This is a genomic window from Vibrio vulnificus NBRC 15645 = ATCC 27562 (genome assembly GCF_002224265.1).
Taxonomy (GTDB): domain Bacteria; phylum Pseudomonadota; class Gammaproteobacteria; order Enterobacterales; family Vibrionaceae; genus Vibrio; species Vibrio vulnificus.
In genome coordinates this window covers 875811-897230 of the sequence record NZ_CP012881.1, presented here as the reverse complement: position 1 = coordinate 897230, position 21420 = coordinate 875811, and the positions used below count along the sequence as shown (strand labels likewise).

The following is a 21420-nucleotide window of genomic DNA, read 5'->3' as shown; positions in this document are numbered from 1 at the left end:
GCCCTCCTTTGCTTTGTTAAATCATAGCATTGAAGGAGGGAATTCGGGCAGTTAGCGGATTGATTTGAGAGCTAATACGGTATCGCGAATGGTGGTTGTATGAGTTACCGGAACAACAAAATCGTCTTGATCCGCTGCGCCCATCTTGCTGTCAGAAGCAATAAAGGTCATTTTACTTGGACGAGTGTGCTTGCCTGAAAGATGCAGCTCTTTAACCCCCGTTGTCAGTGCCAGATCGGCAACGTTAACAGGGGAGACTCCTGCGCCAGCCATGATAGCGAGGCGAGACTGGCTTTGAACCACGAGCTGAGTCAGCGTTTCTTTACCTAAAGGCGCGCTGGCGGAAAGCCCGGAGGTTAAGATTCGCTCGCATCCAAGGTCAATGATTTGCTCTAAAGCGGTAAAGGGATCTCGGCATTGATCAAAAGCACGGTGAAAAGTTACGCCAAGCCCTAGTGAGTGGGCAAGTTCGACCAACACGCGCGTTCTTGCGACATCAATCTCGCCGTCTGCTGTCAGCAGGCCAAATACCACGCCTTGTAAGCCCGCCTGTTGAGCAGACAAAATATCTTGCTGCATGATCGCAAACTCATCATCACTGTATAAGAAGTCTCCCTGCCTTGGCCTGATCATGGCGTAAACCGGAACCGTCGACAATTTTGCCGCAAGGGTCATAAACCCATAGCTAGGGGTTAGCCCACCTAATGCGAGGGAAGAACAAAGCTCGATACGAGTCGCTCCGCCTTCAAGAGCATTGTGTAGAGATTCGATATTATCGATACAAACTTCGACTTGGTAACTCATGTTTTTTCGTTTGAATAGAGAGAACAGAAGTTCATCATAGCAGGAGCATGATGAAGAATAGGGGTAAACTTTTTCGCTTCAATTACCGGGTTTTAGAGGATGTTTTGCGCGAAAAAGAAAAGCCCGATGCAATGCATCGGGCTTTGGAAGGACTTTACTTTATACTGATTGGCGTGTTGCGGTTTCCGCAATCTATTGTTTTATTGCGCTCTTTGAGCGTTTCCAACCATTCACCCGTTTGAGCTCGGGTGTTAAAGAACCTTATTTTTTAAGGTCAGCTGCGTGCTCAGATAGGAACGCTGCAACACCTTGAGGTGATGCGTCCATACCTGCTTTACCTTCTTCCCATTGAGCAGGACATACTTCGCCGTGCTTCTGGTGGAAGTTTAGTGCATCAACCATGCGTAGCATTTCGTCGATGTTACGGCCTAGAGGAAGGTCGTTCACTACTTGGTGACGTACAAGACCATCTTCGTCGATTAGGAAAGAACCACGGAAAGCAACGCCTGCTTCTGGGTGTTCAACATCGTACGCTTTACAGATTTCATGCTTAACGTCAGCAATAAGAGGGTATTTAACTTGACCGATACCGCCATTTTCAACTGGCGTGTTACGCCATGCGTTGTGAGAAAACTGAGAGTCGATAGATACACCGATCACTTCAACGCCTTTTGCTTTGAAATCTTCGTAACGGTTGTCGAATGCGATCAGTTCAGATGGGCAAACGAAAGTGAAGTCTAGTGGGTAGAAGAAAACAACGGCTTTCTTACCTTTAGTAAACTCTGCAAAATTGAAGTTATCAACGATTTCACCGTTACCTAGAACAGCAGCTGCAGTAAAATCAGGGGCTTGACGACCTACTAGTACCATTTTTTTGCTCCTAAAAATGTCTTATTTCTAAACCAGAGATTAAGTTTTTGGCTTAGTCCGTGTTTGTACGCGACAAACTATAGTACAGATTGTAGTATTGAAAAAAGCGAATTAAATAGATTAACTTCATCGAAAAAAGCGATAAGAGCAATTCTATCGAGTTAATCATACAAACGACGGTAAGTATTAATAATTTTATGAATAAATGGCCCAGTCTGAAGCAGTTACACTATCTTATTACTCTGCATGAAACACGGCATTTTAGTGATGCGGCTGAACGTTGCTTTGTGAGCCAATCGACGTTAAGTAAAGGCATACAAAATTTAGAAGAGTTGATCGGCTGTCCTCTCTATGAGAAGAAAGACAAAAAAAGCCCTTTGGTTTTTACTCAAGCAGGTGAACTGGTTGTAATGCATGGTAGAGAGCTATTGGCAAAGGGGCAAGACTTGGTTGAACTGGGTAGCCTTTGTCAAGGAGACAGCATGCAAGGGCAATTGAAACTGGGTTGTATTCCTACCATCGCTCCATTTTTGTTGTGCGATTTAGTACAAGAGATCAATCAACGTTTTCCTCAACTGAATCTTCTATTGCGTGAAGATACAACAACCAACTTGTTGACGGCTTTACGTCATGGTGAACTGGACGTATTGATCCTCGCTTTACCGGTTGAGATCGATGGGATGGAAAGTCGCGTTGTCGGACAAGATCCTTTCAAAATGGTGATTAGCCGCCATCAAGCTGGGGCAATTAAAGTTCCGATCAAATACGATGACCTTCCCGATGAATCGGTTTTCCTACTGGAAAAAGAACATTGTCTCACTGAGCACGCGGTGTCGGCCTGTAAACTGACTGACAAAGAGAAGATTAACCCATTTAGCGCGACCAGTTTGCATACCTTAGTACAAATGGTGGCAAATGGACTTGGCACTACCTTTATTCCTCAAATGGCCATCGATCACGGCCTGCTGGACAACCAAAACTTAGTGGTGATCGAGCCTCCTGGCCAGCAAGCTTATCGTGATATTGGGTTGGTTTGGCGGCCAAGTTCTTCACGCAGTAAAACATTTAATCAACTTGCAGAGGTTGTTTCAGAACTGCTTTAGCAAATAGTAGTAGCCAACAAATCGCCGTAATGAATAAAAAGCGCACTAATTTTAGTGCGCTTTTTAGTATTTTATTCTGATGGTGTAGTTTGACTTGTAAAATTTCACATAACTTTCTTAATGAAGCTTTCATAAAATTGTGAAATTTCACATTGTTAATTTTACATATACAACTTGTTTCTTTGTTTAAACTTCCACCTCAAATCTCTCTCGAAGTCTTAACTCTACAGGCTTTCACTCCTTTTAGATGAATTCATACGCTTGTTTAAAACTGATTTTTGTAAGCTCACTTGGTGTAATTAAATTACGTAATTAATTACATATTGATATCAAAAATCAAGCACTTGTTTGAAACGGAATAAAACTTTGAATTTAACCTTTTGTTTACTTTTGAACTTTTACTCTAATGGTTGTTGGTGTAAGTTATTTAAAGGCTTGTAAGACTTATGTCTAGATTGTCATGTGACGTCTCATCATGGATGTTATAAGCCTAAAGACGAAGTGCCAGATGGATTTTTGAACAGGATGTAGTTTGATTTTTTGTGGTTTAAAACTTACAAATGTTGTTCTGGAATCGTCGTAAAGCAAAATGAAAGGAAGAAGAATGATGCTTGCTCAAACGCCCGAAAAAGAAAACACACAGGCTGAACAACAGACCCAAGGCATGCTTGAAGTAACAGGAACCCTGTCTCCTGAACATCAAGCTATTTTCCCTGTTGAAGCCCAAACCTTTTTATCTCAGCTGTGTGAGCGATTCTCATCGCGCGTCGATCAATTGTTAACTGCCCGAGAAGAGAGACAGAACAAGATCGACCAAGGAGAGTTACCTGATTTTCTTGCAGAGACTCAGGATATTCGAGAAGGGAGCTGGAAAATTTTGGGGATTCCCAACGATCTACAAGATCGTCGAGTCGAAATTACCGGGCCAACTGATCGCAAAATGGTGATCAACGCTCTAAACGCCAATGTAAAAGTCTTCATGGCGGATTTCGAAGACTCGATGTCTCCAGCTTGGGATAAGGTGTTGGATGGCCAGATCAACTTGCGTGATGCGGTCAATGGCACCATCTCTTACACCAACCCTGACAATGGCAAGCATTATCAGCTGGCGGAAAATTCAGCGGTGTTGATCTGCCGTGTTCGCGGCCTTCATCTAAAAGAAAAGCATGTAACGTGGCACGGTCAGATCATTCCAGGTTCCTTATTTGATTTTGCACTTTATTTCTTTAACAACCATAAAGCGTTGTTGAAAAAAGGCAGTGGTCCTTACTTCTATCTTCCCAAGTTACAGTCTCATCATGAGGCGAAATGGTGGAGTGAAGTGTTCCATTTCACCGAAGAGTATTTCGGTTTGGATACCGGCACCATCAAAGCCACGGTATTGATCGAGACGCTGCCTGCCGTCTTTGAAATGGATGAGATTCTCTTCTCGTTAAAAGAACATATTGTTGGCCTCAACTGTGGCCGTTGGGATTACATTTTTAGCTACATCAAAACGTTGAAGAAGCATCCAGACCGTGTGCTGCCGGATCGTCAGGTGGTGACCATGGACAAGCCGTTCTTAAATGCTTATTCGCGTTTACTTGTCCGCACTTGTCATAAACGTGGCGCGTTTGCGATGGGAGGGATGGCCGCCTTTATTCCAGCCAAAGATCCACAAGAGAATCAAAAGGTATTGGATAAGATCCAGAACGATAAATCACTCGAAGCCAGCAATGGCCATGATGGCACTTGGGTTGCGCATCCTGGTTTAGCCGACACCGCCATGGACGTGTTTAATCGTGCTCTAGGTGAGCGTAAAAACCAGCTTGATGTCACTCGCCAAGACGATGCGCCGATTACAGCTAAACAGTTACTGGAGCCTTGTGATGGAGCAAGAACAGAACAAGGTATGAGACACAATATTCGTGTTGCATTGCAGTACATCGAGGCATGGATCTCGGGTAATGGCTGTGTACCGATTTATGGCTTGATGGAAGATGCCGCGACCGCAGAAATCTCACGCGCTTCTATCTGGCAGTGGATTCAACATAGTAAGTCGTTAGATAACGGTGAAATGGTGACCAAAGCGCTGTTTAAGCGTTACCTCGACGAAGAGATTCAGGTCGTGAAACAAGAAGTGGGGGAGACTCGTTTTGACTCAGGCCGTTTCCATGAGGCCGCAGAGTTGATGGCTAGCCTGACCATAAGCGACGAGCTAACCAATTTCTTAACCGTACCGGGGTATGACTACCTAGATTAATGAATAAACCAATCAACAACCAATAACGTGAACCTTCATTGGCGGATCAGGATGTACCGCTAACGAAATGGGCTATATAGCGCACTTAATTTTAATAATCAGCGCTCATCAATAGAGGGAAAGACCGATGACTAATTTAACTCGCCGCCAACAAATCGAAGCTCTAGAAAAAGATTGGGCAACCAATCCTCGCTGGAAACATGTTAAACGTACCTACACGGCAGAAGAAGTGGTGGCATTGCGTGGCTCTATGGTGCCAGCCAATACCATTGCACAGCGTGGTGCAGATAAGCTTTGGTCTCTGGTAAACGGTAGCTCGAAAAAAGGTTATGTGAACTGTCTAGGCGCACTAACCGGTGGCCAAGCGGTGCAGCAAGCTAAGGCGGGTATTGAAGCGATTTACCTATCAGGTTGGCAGGTTGCAGCGGATAACAATACGGCTTCAACCATGTATCCTGATCAATCTCTTTACCCCGTTGATTCGGTTCCTTCGGTAGTAAAACGCATTAACAACTCGTTCCGTCGCGCAGATCAAATCCAATGGTCGAATGGTAAATCGCCAGAAGAAGGCGGAATTGATTACTTCTTGCCTATTGTTGCCGATGCAGAAGCGGGCTTTGGTGGTGTGCTCAATGCGTATGAGCTAATGAAGTCGATGATTGAAGCCGGGGCTGCTGGTGTGCACTTTGAAGACCAATTGGCTTCGGTGAAAAAATGTGGCCACATGGGCGGTAAAGTATTGGTTCCAACGCAAGAAGCGGTGCAAAAACTGGTTGCTGCGCGTCTAGCCGCCGATGTTGCTGGCACAACGACCCTCGTTATTGCACGTACCGACGCTAACGCAGCAGATCTTCTCACTTCTGACTGCGACCCATACGATGCGGACTTTATTGTTGGCGAACGCACTCAGGAAGGTTTCTATCGTGTTCGTGCAGGGATTGACCAAGCGATCTCACGTGGCCTTGCTTATGCGCCGTATGCGGATCTTATCTGGTGTGAAACGGCAACGCCTTGTCTTGAAGAAGCGCGTAAGTTTGCTGAGGCTATTCATGCCGAATACCCAGACCAACTGTTGGCATACAACTGCTCGCCATCATTTAACTGGGAGAAGAACTTGGATGCAGAGACCATTGCTAAGTTCCAACAAGAACTTGCAGATATGGGCTACAAGTACCAGTTCATCACCTTGGCTGGAATTCACAACATGTGGTTCAACATGTTTGAACTGGCACACGCATATGCTCAAGGTGAAGGCATGCGTCACTACGTCGAGAAAGTTCAGCGTCCTGAATTTGAAGCGGCGGAAAAAGGCTACACCTTCGTTGCACACCAACAAGAAGTGGGTACGGGTTACTTTGATAAGATGACCAACACCATCCAAGGTGGTAACTCTTCAGTCACGGCACTGACGGGCTCTACCGAAGAAGACCAGTTCCATTAATACCTTTCCATCTTTAGGTATTAACCACTGCATGAGCGGCGAAAGCCGCTCTTTTTCTTTTCCTATCAGGACAAACAGGTGCTCGCTGATAAGAGTGTAGAGTGAGTTATAAATCGTCTTCGACTTCTAACTCTTCTGGCTCGGCTTCTTCTTGCAGCTCTAGTAAATTGATCGCGATAGTGACGAAATCAGTGTCGGTAATGATTCCCACTAAGTGCCCTTTTTCAACCACTGGCAAACATCCCACTTTGTGTTTTTGCATGTAGAGTGCACTTTCTTTTAAACCTGCTTTAGGTTCTACCGTCATAATGCTGGTATGCATCATCTCATAGAGAGGGGTTGCGAGGGTGAAAGATGACTCTTGCGATACACGGTTGAGGCTTGATTCTTGAGCGGCGAGTATGTCTCGTTGGGTGACAATACCGAGCAGCTGTTTGTTCGCATCGACAACGGGAATGTGTCGAATATCCAGTGCTTCCATCATGTTTTTGGCGTCACCTAATGTGTGTGAACGCAACAAGGTATGAGGGTGGCGAGTCATCATATCTTCGACTTTTATCATGGTGTCCTCCTAGAGTTCCGTTCTCTTTTTACTATAGAAACAAATGGCATAAATATCTGGGAGCTAGACCATTTTTCCGCAACAAAATTGATGCGAGTCAGTTTGCATTTTGGGCGTAAGTGTTGCGTTCTAAGCGAGTGTGGAAAAGACATTCCTCGCACATTTTCGGGCAAGGGATTTCACAATTAAACAGGCTGCATGAATATGAGCTCAGTTGAGCGATAAGTGGTCTTTATTATGTGGAAAAAAACAGTTCTTTTGTCAGGGATGTTGGCGATCAGCAGTGGTGCCCAAGCCATTATTATGGGGGAGGCGGATCCGGATGCAACGTATCGAGTGACCATTCGTGCCAGTAATATGGCCGAATTTCCAATTTGTGGCGGAACGGTCGTCGCTCCTCGATGGGTGTTAACCGCAGCACACTGTGTGGTGATGGGCGAAGGCACCAATGTCGCCAGTTACTATGTGACGAAGCCTAGTGAGATTTCAGTCACGGCGAGAACACCGGATCTTAATAGTTCAACAACGGACAATTACTTCACTGTTTCACATGTGGTGGTGCACCCGAAATATACTCGCTTAACGGAATATAAGAAGAATAACGACGATAGCTATACTTTGGTTAGCACCAGTTTAGATAGCGATGTTGCTCTACTTTATCTCGATCGCCCCGTTACCGGAGCGCCTCTCTCAGATTTGCCCACAGCAGCAGAAATGAGCGATATAGAAAGCCGACTCAATAAAGAATGGGATGATGAGTTTGCTACCAACGTCCGAGCAAAAAATGTCACCGCGTCTGGGTGGGGGGCAACTGTCGCGGATGCGTCAACTCCAGCCATCACTTTGCAAAAAACACAGTTAACTTATCTGCCCATAGCAAATTGCTATCAACGATTAGAGCTAGGTAACCACTTACCGGGTATTATTGAAGCTCCCACCAATGTGACCAAAATTTGCACCATGCCCAATGAAGTGTTGCCTTGGCAGCCAGATGAACGCACTCAATATGGCAATAATGTGTGTAAAGGCGACAGTGGTGGTCCTTTGATTGACGACGTCACTGGCAAACAAATTGGTATTGTCAGCGGCATCCCGCTCATTACGCCGATTTGCGCCTCGGTTACGCAGCCGAGTTTTTACACCAGAGTGAGCAATTACTACGACTGGATTCAAAGTTATATTACCGCGACTAACCCTCCAAGCAGTCACATTCTAAAACCAGACTTCATTTTGAATGCGGGTTCTGGTGGTGGCAGTGGTTCCGGGGGTGATAATGGCAATGGGACAGACGGAAATGGCGAAGGTTGCCACGGGGGGATTTCAACCAACAGTTGCAGTTTTACTGGTACTGCAGAAGGTGGAAGCCTTGGCGCGTTGACGCTTTTCGCCCTGTTTGTGCTGGGTAGATATCGTCGAAAAGTCGCTTAACTTAGCCACAAGTTGTGTTTGCTATGTCTACGCTCCACTCATTTGAGAGGAGCGTTATTCTTTCTTTGTGTCCCCCTCAAGCTGGCGGGAAGTTGTTACATTCTCAATCTGAACTTTTCTTGCTATTGACTGGTCTCGCTCTATACTAGCCCACTGCGAAAATTTTACTCGCAACAGAATTCCTTTATTTCGACAAATTTACCAAGAGCAGTAGCATGCAAGTTTCAGATTTTCACTTTGACTTACCTGACGAACTGATCGCTCGTTATCCTCAATCGGAGCGTACCGCCAGTCGTCTACTTCAGCTAAATGGCAACACCGGCGCTGTAAAAGATGGCTCGTTCAAAGATGTGTTGGAGCTGGTTCAAACGGGGGATCTTGTGGTGTTTAACAACACGCGAGTGATTCCTGCACGCATGTTTGGTCGTAAAGAATCTGGCGGCAAGTTGGAAGTCTTGGTCGAGCGCATGCTTGATGAGAAGCGCTTCCTCGCGCATGTACGCAGTTCTAAGTCTCCGAAACCGGGTACGTTAGTCTTTCTTGGAGAAGAGGACCAATACTCAGCAGAGATGGTGGCCCGCCAAGATGCGTTGTTTGAACTTCACTTAAAGGCGGACAAAACCATTCTCGAAGTGTTGGAAGAAATTGGCCATATGCCTCTTCCTCCTTACATTGACCGCCCAGATGAAGATGCGGATAAAGAGCGTTACCAAACGGTTTATAACCAAAAACCGGGTGCGGTGGCTGCCCCGACTGCGGGATTGCATTTTGACAATCAACTGCTTGAGCAGATCAAAGCCAAAGGCGCTGAGTTTGCTTACGTGACGTTGCATGTCGGCGCTGGCACATTTCAGCCAGTGAAAGTGGATAATATTCTTGAGCATCACATGCACTCTGAATATGCTGAAGTGTCGCAAGAGGTGGTGGATGCGATTAAAACCACAAAAGCGCGGGGTGGCCGCGTCATCGCGGTTGGCACCACGTCAGTTCGCTCTTTAGAGAGCGCGGCGCAAGAGTCGTTGAAAAACGGCACTGAGTTGATGCCTTTCTTTGGCGATACAGAAATTTTCATTTTCCCAGGCTATCAATATCAATTGGTGGACTGTTTGATCACTAATTTCCATTTGCCAGAATCGACGCTGATTATGCTGGTGAGTGCATTTGCCGGTTATGACCACACCATGAATGCCTATCAGCATGCCGTGACCAATCAATATCGCTTTTTCTCTTACGGGGATGCGATGTTCATTGAGAAGAAAACGCAATAAGCAATAACAAGCGCAACAAATCTTATCTAAAGTGAAGTAAGTTTCATTTTAGTGGTGCAGATCGGGATAATCTTGGCTGCATGAAAAACGAGTGCTAGCAGCAGGCTAGAGGGATGGATTCACTCCATTTTTTCGCAAGGAAAACGCGACCGCTCTGGTGGGACGGAAACGTCCGTGACAAAACCGTCAGACTGTTTCTCTGACGTTGGAGGCTTCGTGAAATTAAAATTTGATCTTAAAAAGAAAAATGGCAATGCCCGTCGTGGTCAGTTGACATTTGAGCGTGGAACTGTGCAAACCCCGGCGTTTATGCCTGTCGGTACTTACGGTACGGTGAAAGGTATGACACCAGAAGAAGTCAAAGAGACGGGTGCAGAAATTTTACTAGGTAACACATTCCACTTATGGCTGCGTCCTGGCCAAGAAGTGATGAAAATGCACGGCGATCTGCACGATTTCATGAACTGGCAAGGTCCTATCTTGACTGACTCAGGCGGTTTCCAAGTATTCAGCCTTGGTGATATTCGTAAAATCACCGAAGAAGGAGTGCATTTCCGCAACCCAGTCAACGGTGACAAGATTTTCATGGATGCTGAGAAATCGATGGAAATTCAAAAAGACCTCGGTTCTGACATCGTAATGATTTTCGATGAGTGTACGCCTTACCCTGCGACTCACGCTGAAGCGAAAAAATCGATGGAAATGTCTCTGCGTTGGGCACAACGCTCGCGTGACCATTTCGATAAGCTTGAAAACCCGAACAACTTGTTTGGTATTGTTCAAGGCGGTGTCTATGAAGATCTCCGTGATGTGTCAGTTAAAGGGCTAACAGAGATTGGTTTTGATGGCTACGCGGTTGGTGGTCTGGCGGTTGGTGAACCTAAAGAAGACATGCATCGCGTACTTGAGCACACCTGTCCTCAGTTACCAGAAGATAAACCACGTTACCTAATGGGCGTGGGCAAACCAGAAGACTTGGTTGAAGGGGTTCGTCGCGGTATCGACATGTTTGACTGTGTAATGCCAACGCGAAATGCACGTAATGGACACCTATTTGTGACTGGTGGTGTGATCAAGATCCGTAATGCGACACATAAAACGGATACAACCCCTCTCGATCCGCACTGTGACTGTTACACTTGCAAAAATTACTCTAAGTCGTATCTGCACCACTTGGACCGTTGTAATGAAATCCTTGGTGCTCGCTTAAACACTATCCATAACCTGCGTTATTACCAACGTCTCATGGAAAGCATTCGTAAAGCGATTGATGAAGATCGCTTCGAGCAGTTTGTGGAAGAGTTCTACGCTCGACGCAATCGCGAAGTGCCACCACTCGGTAAACAGGCATAAATTCGCAATAGTAAAAAAGTGTTACGCCATCTTGTTTTTGTGAGTGAACTCGCTTGAAAATGAGGTGGCGTTACCCAATTTATTGGATTATTAATAAAAATTAATGAGGATGTTTTAATGTTTATCTCTCAAGCTCACGCAGCAGCAGAAGGCGCACAACAAGGTGGCATGTTTGAAATGCTGATCATGTTGGGTATGTTCGGTGTGATTTTCTACTTCATGATTTACCGTCCACAAGCAAAACGTGTTAAAGAGCACAAGAGCCTAATGGCATCCATGGGTAAAGGTGATGAAGTTCTGACCAATGGTGGTCTTGTGGGTAAAATCACTAAGATTGCAGAAGACAATGACTTCGTGACAATCGAACTTAACCCAAACAACGAAGTTGTGATCAAAAAAGACTTCGTTACCGCTGTGCTACCAAAAGGTACGCTTAAATCTCTATAAAACAGCTAGAGGATCCTCGCTGTGCTGAACCGTTATCCTTTATGGAAGTACTTGATGGTTATGTTTGCCATTGCCATCGCTGCCTTGTACGCACTTCCAAATATCTACGGTGAAGATCCGGCTATTCAAGTTACAGGGGCGCGTGGCGCCTCTGTAGATATGTCAACGCTGGATGCTGTCACTAACGCTCTTAATAAAGAGAATCTTTCCCATAAATCCATTGCTTTAGAGAATGGATCCATTCTTGTTCGTTTTAACGACACCGATACGCAAATTAGTGCTCGTGATGTGATCAGTGAAGCGTTGGGTAAAGACAAAATTGTTGCTTTGAACTTAGCACCTTCAACGCCAGATTGGCTTGAATCGATTGGTGCTGCTCCTATGAAACTGGGTCTTGACCTACGTGGTGGTGTGCACTTCTTGATGGAAGTGGATATGGATGCCGCGATGGAAAAGCTGGTGGGCCAACAAGAAGATGCTTTCCGCAGTGAACTTCGTGATGCAAAAATTCGCTATCGCTCCATTCGCCCTGTTGGCAGTGATGCGATCGAAGTGTTGCTCAGAGATGGTGAAGAGCTATCTCAAGCGAAACGTGAGCTTGAAAAATTGCATCCTGATATGGCTTTTGTCGAATCCGACAAAGATGGCCGTTACGCCTTAATTGCTACCTTTACTGAAACCCGTCTGCAAGAAATCCGTAACTATGCTGTTGAACAGAACATCACCATTCTACGTAACCGTGTGAATGAGCTAGGTGTTGCTGAACCTTTGGTTCAACGTCAAGGTGCTAGCCGTATCGTGGTTGAACTACCTGGTGTGCAAGATACTGCTCGTGCCAAAGAAATTTTAGGTGCGACAGCAACACTAGAGTTCCGTGAAGTGGATGACAAAGCGGATCTTGCCGCTGCGGCAAGTGGCCGAGCGCCAGCGGGCAGCGAAATCAAGCAAGATCGCAATGGTCGTCCTGTGGTGTTGAAGAAACGCGTTATTCTCAGTGGGGCAAGCATTACCGATGCAAGTTCAAGTGTTGATGAATATGGTCGTCCGCAAGTAAACATCTCGCTCGACAGCGAAGGTGGTAACAAGATGGCTGCGTTTTCGAAGAAAAACATTGGCAAGCTAATGGCTACCGTGTTTGCGGAATACAAAGACAGCGGTCGTAAATCTCCAGAAGGCAAAGTCATTTTGACCAAGCATGAGGAAGTCATTAACCAAGCCACGATCCAGTCGGCTCTTGGTCGTAACTTCCGCATTACGGGTATCGATTCTGCTGCTGAAGCACATAACCTTGCGTTGCTACTGCGCGCTGGTGCTTTAATCGCACCTATCTCAATCGTTGAAGAGCGTACCATTGGTCCATCAATGGGTCAGCAAAACATCGATATGGGTATCCAAGCGTGTATTTGGGGTATGGTTGCCGTGATGCTGTTTACACTGCTTTACTACCGCAAGTTTGGTCTTATTGCCAACGTCGCCTTGATGGCAAACCTTGTCCTGATCATCGGCGTGATGTCCATGATTCCAGGTGCGACGATGACGCTACCAGGTATTGCCGGTATTGTTTTAACGGTCGGTATGGCGGTCGATGCAAACGTACTGATCTTTGAGCGTATTCGTGAAGAGCTGCGTGAAGGTCGCAATCCTCAGCAAGCGATTCACCAAGGTTATGCCAACGCATTTAGCACCATTGCGGATGCGAACATCACAACCTTGATTACCGCGATTATTCTATTTGCCGTCGGTACGGGTGCAATCAAAGGCTTTGCTGTGACGCTCTCCATCGGTATTTTGACCTCAATGTTTACAGCCATTATTGGTACACGTTGTATCGTGAACCTGCTTTATGGTGGTAAACGCATTAATAAATTGTCGATCTAAGGCTGGGAATTGTTATGTTTCAAATTCTAAAAGCAGAGAAAACGATCGACTTTATGCGTTGGTCGAAGTTCGCATTCATCTTCTCTTTATTGATGATCGGTGCGTCGATTTTTACTCTCTCAACCAAATGGTTGAACTGGGGGCTGGACTTTACAGGCGGTACACTGATTGAAGTGGGCTTTGAGCAGCCAGCGAACCTTGAAGAGATCCGTAGTGCGCTTGAGGCCAAAGGTTTTGGTGACGCAACGGTACAGAACTTTGGTTCTGCTCGCGATGTCATGGTTCGCCTTCGCCCTCGTGAAGATATGGCAGGTGAAACCTTAGGGAACCAAATCCTAAGTGCGATCAAAGAAGGTACGGGTAAAGCTGTCGAGATGCGCCGCATTGAGTTCGTTGGCCCAAATGTGGGTGATGAGCTGACAGAAGCCGGTGGTCTGGCGATCTTGGTGTCGTTGATCTGTATCTTGATCTACGTTTCGATGCGTTTTGAATGGCGTTTGGCGGCAGGTGCGGTAATGGCGCTAGCACATGACGTTATCATCACATTGGGTGTGTTCTCTTTGATGCAAATTGAAGTCGATCTCACCATTGTGGCAGCATTGCTGACGGTGGTGGGTTACTCACTCAACGATACCATTGTTGTATTTGACCGTATTCGTGAAAACTTCCGCAAAATGCGTAAGGGTGAACCTGCTGAGATCATGAACAGCTCGATCACACAAACACTAAGCCGTACGTTGATTACCTCAGGTACGACCTTATTTGTGGTGATTGCACTGTTTGTTCAAGGTGGGGCGATGATTCACGGTTTCGCGACCGCATTGCTACTTGGTATTACCGTCGGTACTTACTCTTCTATCTATGTGGCATCCGCTTTGGCGCTCAAACTGGGTATCCAGAAAGAGCACTTAATGCCACCGCAAGTCGAGAAAGAAGGTGCAGAATTCGAAGAGATGCCTTAATACTCTGCTCGAATCATCGATTGAAGCCACTGCGATTGCAGTGGCTTTTTTTGTTACTTTAACGGCGATATAAAAAAGCCCCCGCATAATGCGAGGGCTTATTCAAAAGTAATCAGCGTGACGGGCTAGAGATTACTTAAGAATCGCTTCGTTGCCGTTTTCACGGATGTGTTTCAGTAGTGATTTAACACCACGAGCACTTGATGCAACAACGTTACCTGACTTGATGTATTCTGTACCGCCAGCAAAGTCAGTGATGATCGCGCCTGCTTCACGAGCAATCAGTTCACCTGCAGCGATATCCCAAGGTTTTAGGCCTAGCTCAAAGTAACCATCTACACGGCCAGCTGCCACGTAACATAGATCAAGTGCAGCTGAGCCAGCGCGGCGGAAATCTGCCACTTCTACAAACATCGCAGACATGATCTTGAAGTAAGACTCTGAGTGTTGCTTTTGCTTGAATGGGAAACCTGTTGCGATGATTGCGCCTTGAAGGTCTTTTGGTTGTTTAACGCGGATACGTGCGTTGTTAAGTTGAGCGCCAGCACCACGTTGAGCGGTGAATAGCTCGTTTAGCATTGGGTCGTATACACAAGCAACTTCGGTTTTGCCTTTGATGCGTACCGCGATTGAAACAGCGAAGTGAGGCAAACCTTTTACAAAGTTTGTCGTGCCATCCAGTGGGTCGATGATCCATTGCACATCTTTATCTTTACCGTTGATCAGGCCGTTTTCTTCAGCCACGATGCAATGCTCAGGGTATGAGCTCTTGATGGTGTCGATGATGATTGTTTCAGCTTCTTTATCTACGTTAGTCACAAAGTCGTTTGTGCCTTTTAGTGTAGATTCAATCTTCTCAACGTTTTCTAGTGATTTAGCAATATGGTTACCTGCTTTTCGCGCAGCGCGAATAGCAATGTTTAGCATTGGATGCATACGATTTTCCCAACGGATGTTAAAGAACAAATAAAAGCGGCGGGGAGTATACCAGAGAAAACCCAAAATGGAAGTGGTTAATTTTTGTTCTTTTGAGGTTGGCTGGTGTGACGAAACTCAAGAAATCGTTTACATAAAAAAGGGAAGAGAGGGCGTGAGGCCTGTTCTCATCATATCCAATATAGGGTGTGGGAAAAAACTATGATAAAATCCCGCGGTTTGAAATCAGCCATTGAAAGTTTGCATGTTAGATAAAGTAAAAGTCGTCCTTGTTGGTACCTCTCACTCCGGAAATATTGGGTCTGCAGCTCGTGCCATGAAGGTGATGGGTTTATCGCAGCTTGTGCTTGTTCAGCCTGAATGTGAGGTTGACGCTCAAGCCATCGCTTTGGCATCGGGAGCGGCGGATATCGCATTGAATGCCTTAGTGGTGAATTCGTTAGAAGAAGCGGTGGCCGATTGTGCGCTGGTTGTCGGTTCGAGTGCCCGCTCTCGTACCCTTGAATGGCCGATGTTGGAACCGTTTGAATGTGCGGAAAAGTTTGTCCAAGAGGGGCAAACGAGTCATGTGGCTTTGGTGTTTGGCCGTGAGCGTACTGGTCTCACAAACGATGAGCTTCAACGCTGCCATTATCACGTTTGTATTCCTGCAAACCCAGAATACAGCTCATTGAATCTCGCGATGGCAGTACAGACCTTAAGTTACGAAGTTCGTATGGCTTATTTGCGTCATCAACAAAGCCAGTATCCAACGCAAGAAACTGCGGAATACCCACGCCACAGTGAACTTGAACTGTTTTATCAGCACTTAGAGAAAGTGTTACTGACAACCGAATTTGTGCGAGCTGATCAACCTAACCAAGTCATGAATAAAATGCGCCGACTGTTCAGCCGAGCTCGTCCAGAAGCGCAAGAGTTGAACATTTTGCGTGGCATTTTGACTTCGGTAGAGAAGAGCATCAATAAGCAATAGTATCCCTGCTATTCATAGGGATGAATACCTGACTATTTTAGTCAAATAAATACTTGACCATTTTAGTCGGGTATGGAAAAATCCGTATCATTACAAACAGTGTGGATACGGTGTGATATGAAACTGACATCTAAAGGAAGATATGCGGTAACGGCAATGCTGGATGTGGCACTGCATTCGCAAAAAAGTCCTGTACCTCTGGCAGATATTTCCGAGCGTCAGGGGATTTCGCTCTCTTACTTAGAGCAACTTTTTTCCAAATTGCGTAAAGCAGGTTTGGTTGCGAGTGTTCGTGGTCCTGGCGGAGGTTACCGTCTTGGCGCAGACGCATTTACCATTTCAATTGGAACGGTGATCGCGGCCGTTGACGAATCGGTTGACGCAACTAAGTGTCAGGGCAAAGGAGATTGCCAAGGCGGCACTCGCTGCCTTACTCATACACTTTGGCGTGACCTGAGTTCGCGCATTACAGACTTCCTAAACAACATCACGCTTGGCGAGCTCATGAGTGATAATGAAGTCATCGAAATTTCCGACCGTCAGGATATTGATCTTGCGGTAAATCATGGGTTGGCTAACAAAACAATTAACACCGCGCCCATCGGTGTAAATTTCCGCTCTTAAGCGGCCAAAAAGTTTACATTGGAGTGAAGAATGAAACTGCCTATTTATCTAGACTATTCGGCAACTTGCCCGGTAGATCCACGTGTCGCTGAGAAAATGGTTCAGTACATGACGATGGATGGTACCTTTGGTAACCCAGCGTCACGTTCTCATCGCTACGGTTGGCAGGCAGAAGAAGCGGTTGATACCGCGCGTGAGCAAATCGCAGAATTGTTGAATGCCGACCCTCGTGAAATTGTGTTTACATCTGGTGCAACAGAATCAGATAACCTAGCGATCAAAGGCGCAGCTCACTTCTACTCAAAACAAGGTAAGCACGTCATTACTAGCAAAACTGAGCATAAAGCCGTACTGGATACTTGCCGTCAGCTTGAGCGTGAAGGTTTTGAAGTGACTTATCTCGAGCCTGAATCAAATGGTCTTATCAGCCTAAGCAAGCTTGAAGCCGCAATGCGTGACGACACTGTTCTTGTGTCTATTATGCACGTGAACAATGAAATTGGTGTGATTCAAGATATTGAAGCCATTGGCGAACTTTGCCGTTCTCGTAAAATCATTTTCCACGTCGATGCAGCGCAGTCAGCGGGCAAAGTGGCGATTGATGTACAGAAGCTAAAAGTAGACTTGATCTCGCTGTCTGCACATAAGATTTACGGTCCGAAAGGTATCGGCGCGCTTTATGTACGCCGTAAGCCACGTATTCGTCTTGAGGCTCAAATGCATGGTGGTGGTCATGAGCGTGGTTTCCGTTCAGGTACGCTACCGACTCACCAAATCGTTGGCATGGGTGAAGCTTTCCGTATCGCCAAGCTTGATATGGAAAAAGATTACCAACATGCGTTAGCGCTTCGTAACCGTCTGTTAGATGGCGTGAAAGACATGGAAGCGGTGACCATCAACGGCGATCTTGAGCAGCGTGTTCCACACAACTTGAACATCAGCTTTGCTTTTGTTGAAGGTGAGTCGTTACTGATGTCTCTAAAAGATCTTGCTGTATCGTCAGGCAGTGCTTGTACTTCAGCGAGTCTAGAGCCTTCTTATGTGCTGCGTGCTCTCGGTCTAAATGATGAGTTAGCACATAGCTCGATTCGTTTCTCTTTTGGTCGTTTTACCACGGAAGAAGAGATCGACTACGCAATTGAACAAATCCGTGTAGCGGTTGAAAAGCTGCGCGACATGTCTCCTCTATGGGATATGTACAAGGAAGGAATTGATCTCAACACGGTTGAGTGGGCTCACCACTAAGATCAATTCATAGACAAGTTATAGAGGATTCGAGGTAAATATCATGGCATACAGCGAAAAAGTAATTGATCACTATGAGAACCCACGTAACGTTGGTTCGTTTGACAAAGAAGATCCATCGGTAGGTAGCGGCATGGTTGGTGCTCCTGCATGTGGTGACGTAATGAAACTGCAAATCAAGGTAACGCCAGAAGGCATCATTGAAGACGCAAAGTTCAAGACTTACGGTTGTGGTAGTGCGATTGCATCAAGCTCATTGGTTACCGAATGGGTAAAAGGCAAGAGCATCGAAGAAGCGGCTTCGATCAAAAACTCGGAAATTGCAGAAGAGCTTGAATTGCCACCAGTGAAAGTGCACTGTTCAATTCTTGCAGAAGATGCAATTAAAGCCGCAGTGGCTGACTACAAGAAAAAACACCAACTTTAAGGTTTTTTTTGAGGTTATAATGGGGGCCTTATGCTCCCATTCCATTGGTAAACTATTTAACTAAGGTGCAGTATGGCCGTTACATTAACAGATTCCGCAGCAAATCGAGTAAGAGCATTCCTAGATAACCGAGGCAAAGGCATTGGTTTACGTTTAGGTGTGAAGACGACTGGTTGTTCGGGTATGGCCTATGTCCTTGAGTTTGTTGACGAACTGAATGAAGAAGACGAAGTGTTTGAACATTCAGGCGTTAAGGTGATTATCGATAAAAAGAGCTTGGTGTACCTCGACGGCACGCAACTTGACTACGTAAAAGAAGGGTTGAATGAAGGCTTTGAATTCAACAACCCAAATGCGAAAAGTGAATGTGGTTGCGGTGAAAGCTTCAACGTCTAATGACTGAAATTCTGAGCCGTTACCGTCGGCTCAGAAGGTTTATTCAAGGACCATAGATCAATGAATCACTTTGAATTGTTTGGGCTACCACCTCAGTTTTCGCTGGATGGTAGCCTTCTTTCTTCTCAGTTCCGAGAATTGCAAAAACGCTTCCATCCGGACAATTTTGCGACCGCTTCTGAACGCGATCGTTTGTTAGCGGTGCAAAAAGCAGCGCAAATTAATGACGCTTACCAGGTGCTGAAAAATCCCATTTCTCGTGCGGAATACCTTTTGTCGCAAAACGGTTTAGAAATCTGCGGTGAGCAGCAAACCATGCAAGATCCCATGTTTCTGATGGAACAGATGGAATTGCGTGAAGAGTTGGAAGAGATCCCTCAAAGCTCAGATGCTGAGAGTGCTTTGGCTGCGTTTGATGCCAGAGTGAGCAAAATGTACAAACAACATCTCGCAACGATTGAGCAAGAGCTGAATGACGCTCAGTGGCCACAAGCCGCCGATCGCGTACGTAAGCTGAAATTTATTGCCAAACTAAAGAATGAAATAGAGCTAGTGGAAGAGAAACTCTTCGGCTAGTTTGAAAAACAAGGATCCATCATGGCATTACTTCAAATTGCAGAACCGGGCCAAAGCTCGGCACCTCATGAGCACAAAAGAGCAGCCGGTATCGATCTTGGTACCACCAACTCTTTGGTCGCTTCAGTCAGAAGCGGCACCGCAGACACTTTGAAAGATGCTCAAGGTCGTAGTCTTCTTCCATCGATTGTTAATTATGCTAATGACGAGGCGATTGTCGGTTACGCGGCGAAAGCACTGTCTGAATCTCAGCCGCAAGATACCATTATCTCGGTAAAACGCTTATTGGGTCGTTCGTTAACGGACATTCAGACTCGTTATCCTTCTTTGCCTTATCGTTTTAAAGCCAGTGAGAATGGTTTGCCTGTTCTTGAGACGACTCAAGGGGACAAAAACCCAATTGAAGTTTCTGCCGATATCCTAAAAGTGCTAGCAAAACGCGCAGAAGAGAGCCTCGGTGGTGAGCTTTCTGGTGTCGTCATTACCGTTCCTGCCTACTTTGATGATGCGCAGCGAGCTGGCACTAAAGATGCAGCGAAACTTGCTGGCCTGCATGTGCTTCGCTTACTGAACGAACCGACAGCCGCCGCCATTGCGTATGGTTTAGATTCTGGTCAAGAAGGGGTCATTGCGGTCTACGATTTGGGTGGTGGTACATTTGATATCTCAATTTTGCGCCTTTCAAAAGGGGTGTTTGAAGTGCTGGCCACCGGCGGTGATTCTGCGTTGGGTGGCGATGATTTTGACCATTTGTTGGCCGATTTTCTTGCCGAGCAAGCGGGCTTAGAGATGCCTTTGAGCGCAGAAAAAAACCGCACCCTACTGAACATTGCGACGACCACTAAGATTGCCTTCTCTGAGCAAGACTCAGTTGAAGTGGATATCTTTGGTTGGAAAGGAATCGTTACGCGTGAGCAATTTGAAGAGCTGATTCGTCCGCTAGTGAAAAAAACGCTGATGTCCTGCCGTCGAGCGTTGAAAGACGCAGATGTGGACTCTGACGAAGTACTTGAAGTGGTCATGGTTGGCGGTTCTACTCGCACTTTATTGGTTCGCGAAATGGTGGGTGAGTTCTTTGGTCGCACACCATTAACCAACATCAACCCTGATGAAGTGGTTGCCATTGGCGCTGGTATTCAAGCGGATATTCTGGCGGGCAACAAGCCTGACTCTGAAATGCTATTGCTGGATGTGATCCCTCTTTCGTTGGGGATTGAAACCATGGGTGGTTTGGTTGAGAAAATCATTCCTCGCAATACCACCATTCCGGTAGCACGCGCTCAAGAGTTCACCACGTTTAAAGATGGCCAAACCGCAATGAGCGTTCATATTGTTCAAGGTGAACGTGAGATGGTGGATGACTGTCGTTCGCTCGCTCGCTTTTCACTCAAAGGCATTCCGCCAATGGCTGCGGGTGCTGCTCATATTCGCGTTACCTACCAAGTGGATGCAGATGGCCTGCTGTCAGTGACCGCGATGGAGAAAAGCACAGGTGTTCAATCAGAAATCCAAGTGAAGCCATCTTATGGTCTGAGTGATGACGAAGTGGCGAACATGCTTCGTGACTCAATGACGTATGCCAAAGAAGACATGCAAGCTCGCGCTTTAGCTGAGCAACGTGTAGAAGCGGATCGAGTGATTGAAGGTCTTATTGCCGCGATGCAAGCTGACGGGGATGAGCTACTCAGCGAAGCTGAAAAAGCCACCTTACTGCAAGCGATTGAATCCTTGATTGAACTGCGCAATGGCAACGAAGCGAATGCGATTGAGCAAGGTATTAAAGACACTGACAAAGCGAGCCAAGATTTTGCCTCTCGTCGAATGGACAAGTCTATTCGTGCAGCACTGGCTGGCCAGTCAATTGACACTATTTAAGAGTAACAAC

Annotated in this window: 20 protein-coding genes; 16 read left to right on the top strand and 4 right to left on the bottom strand. The window is 46.1% G+C overall.

Annotated elements, in window-relative coordinates:
* Nucleotides 1-51 precede the first annotated feature (51 nt).
* Together AOT11_RS04085 and AOT11_RS04080 are read right to left on the bottom strand one after the other, a co-directional pair.
* Complete coding sequence (locus AOT11_RS04085) at nt 52-804, bottom strand: copper homeostasis protein CutC (RefSeq protein WP_017419968.1); 753 nt, start codon at nt 802-804, stop codon at nt 52-54.
* 261 nt (nt 805-1065) lie between these two features.
* Nucleotides 1066-1674: a peroxiredoxin C gene (locus AOT11_RS04080; RefSeq protein WP_017419969.1), complete on the bottom strand. Its 609-nt coding sequence runs from the start codon at nt 1672-1674 to the stop codon at nt 1066-1068.
* Nucleotides 1675-1871: 197 nt separating this feature from the next.
* Here AOT11_RS04080 and AOT11_RS04075 point away from each other — a divergent pair, with 197 nt between their 5' ends.
* From AOT11_RS04075 to aceA, 3 genes are all read left to right on the top strand, one after another.
* On the top strand, nt 1872-2777 hold the full coding sequence (locus tag AOT11_RS04075; protein WP_011078550.1) for a hydrogen peroxide-inducible genes activator: 906 nt from the start codon (nt 1872-1874) through the stop codon (nt 2775-2777).
* 607 nt (nt 2778-3384) lie between these two features.
* Nucleotides 3385-5019 (top strand): malate synthase A, encoded by a 1635-nt coding sequence (gene aceB / locus AOT11_RS04070; protein ID WP_026050314.1) that lies wholly within the window; start codon nt 3385-3387, stop codon nt 5017-5019.
* Between the two features lie 127 nt (nt 5020-5146).
* Nucleotides 5147-6460 carry an isocitrate lyase gene (gene aceA / locus AOT11_RS04065; protein ID WP_026050315.1) on the top strand — a complete coding sequence of 438 codons (1314 nt, stop codon included), beginning with the start codon at nt 5147-5149 and terminating at the stop codon, nt 6458-6460.
* Nucleotides 6461-6566: 106 nt separating this feature from the next.
* On the opposite strand, the gene AOT11_RS04060 is transcribed toward aceA, so the two are convergent.
* Entirely contained in the window at nt 6567-7022 is a 456-nt protein-coding gene (locus tag AOT11_RS04060; RefSeq protein ID WP_017419971.1) for a CBS domain-containing protein, read from the bottom strand.
* A 225-nt stretch (nt 7023-7247) separates the two neighbouring features.
* Between AOT11_RS04060 and AOT11_RS04055 the strand changes: the two genes are divergently transcribed.
* The 6 genes from AOT11_RS04055 to secF all read left to right on the top strand — a co-directional run bounded on the left by AOT11_RS04055 (nt 7248) and on the right by secF (nt 14358).
* Complete coding sequence (locus AOT11_RS04055; protein WP_017419972.1) at nt 7248-8450, top strand: trypsin-like serine protease; 1203 nt, start codon at nt 7248-7250, stop codon at nt 8448-8450.
* 215 nt (nt 8451-8665) lie between these two features.
* Nucleotides 8666-9718 carry a tRNA preQ1(34) S-adenosylmethionine ribosyltransferase-isomerase QueA gene (gene queA, locus AOT11_RS04050; RefSeq protein WP_017419973.1) on the top strand — a complete coding sequence of 351 codons (1053 nt, stop codon included), beginning with the start codon at nt 8666-8668 and terminating at the stop codon, nt 9716-9718.
* A 216-nt stretch (nt 9719-9934) separates the two neighbouring features.
* Nucleotides 9935-11071 (top strand): tRNA guanosine(34) transglycosylase Tgt, encoded by a 1137-nt coding sequence (gene tgt / locus AOT11_RS04045; protein ID WP_013572355.1) that lies wholly within the window; start codon nt 9935-9937, stop codon nt 11069-11071.
* Nucleotides 11072-11188: 117 nt separating this feature from the next.
* Nucleotides 11189-11518, top strand: coding sequence for a preprotein translocase subunit YajC (gene yajC / locus AOT11_RS04040; protein ID WP_011078543.1), 330 nt, complete (start codon nt 11189-11191; stop codon nt 11516-11518).
* Between the two features lie 21 nt (nt 11519-11539).
* On the top strand, nt 11540-13396 hold the full coding sequence (gene secD, locus AOT11_RS04035) for a protein translocase subunit SecD (RefSeq protein ID WP_011078542.1): 1857 nt from the start codon (nt 11540-11542) through the stop codon (nt 13394-13396).
* A gap of 14 nt (nt 13397-13410) precedes the next feature.
* Complete coding sequence (gene secF / locus AOT11_RS04030; RefSeq protein WP_017419974.1) at nt 13411-14358, top strand: protein translocase subunit SecF; 948 nt, start codon at nt 13411-13413, stop codon at nt 14356-14358.
* Nucleotides 14359-14490: 132 nt separating this feature from the next.
* Here secF and suhB read toward each other — a convergent pair whose 3' ends face one another.
* Nucleotides 14491-15294 carry an inositol-1-monophosphatase gene (gene suhB / locus AOT11_RS04025; RefSeq protein ID WP_011078540.1) on the bottom strand — a complete coding sequence of 268 codons (804 nt, stop codon included), beginning with the start codon at nt 15292-15294 and terminating at the stop codon, nt 14491-14493.
* Between the two features lie 244 nt (nt 15295-15538).
* On the opposite strand from suhB, the gene trmJ reads away from it, so the two are divergent.
* From trmJ to hscA, 7 genes are all read left to right on the top strand, one after another.
* Nucleotides 15539-16267: a tRNA (cytosine(32)/uridine(32)-2'-O)-methyltransferase TrmJ gene (gene trmJ / locus AOT11_RS04020; protein ID WP_017419975.1), complete on the top strand. Its 729-nt coding sequence runs from the start codon at nt 15539-15541 to the stop codon at nt 16265-16267.
* A gap of 117 nt (nt 16268-16384) precedes the next feature.
* Nucleotides 16385-16891: a Fe-S cluster assembly transcriptional regulator IscR gene (gene iscR / locus AOT11_RS04015; RefSeq protein WP_013572351.1), complete on the top strand. Its 507-nt coding sequence runs from the start codon at nt 16385-16387 to the stop codon at nt 16889-16891.
* Nucleotides 16892-16921: 30 nt separating this feature from the next.
* On the top strand, nt 16922-18136 hold the full coding sequence (locus tag AOT11_RS04010; RefSeq protein ID WP_013572350.1) for an IscS subfamily cysteine desulfurase: 1215 nt from the start codon (nt 16922-16924) through the stop codon (nt 18134-18136).
* A gap of 43 nt (nt 18137-18179) precedes the next feature.
* Nucleotides 18180-18563 (top strand): Fe-S cluster assembly scaffold IscU, encoded by a 384-nt coding sequence (gene iscU / locus AOT11_RS04005; RefSeq protein WP_011078536.1) that lies wholly within the window; start codon nt 18180-18182, stop codon nt 18561-18563.
* Between the two features lie 72 nt (nt 18564-18635).
* Nucleotides 18636-18959, top strand: coding sequence for an iron-sulfur cluster assembly protein IscA (iscA, locus tag AOT11_RS04000; protein ID WP_011149601.1), 324 nt, complete (start codon nt 18636-18638; stop codon nt 18957-18959).
* Nucleotides 18960-19019: 60 nt separating this feature from the next.
* A complete protein-coding gene (hscB, locus tag AOT11_RS03995) occupies nt 19020-19535 on the top strand; it encodes a co-chaperone HscB (protein WP_017419976.1) in 516 nt (171 codons plus the stop codon).
* A gap of 21 nt (nt 19536-19556) precedes the next feature.
* The gene (gene hscA, locus AOT11_RS03990; RefSeq protein ID WP_017419977.1) at nt 19557-21410 is read left to right on the top strand and encodes a Fe-S protein assembly chaperone HscA; all 1854 of its coding nucleotides are present in this window, start codon (nt 19557-19559) and stop codon (nt 21408-21410) included.
* Nucleotides 21411-21420: the final 10 nt, after the last annotated feature.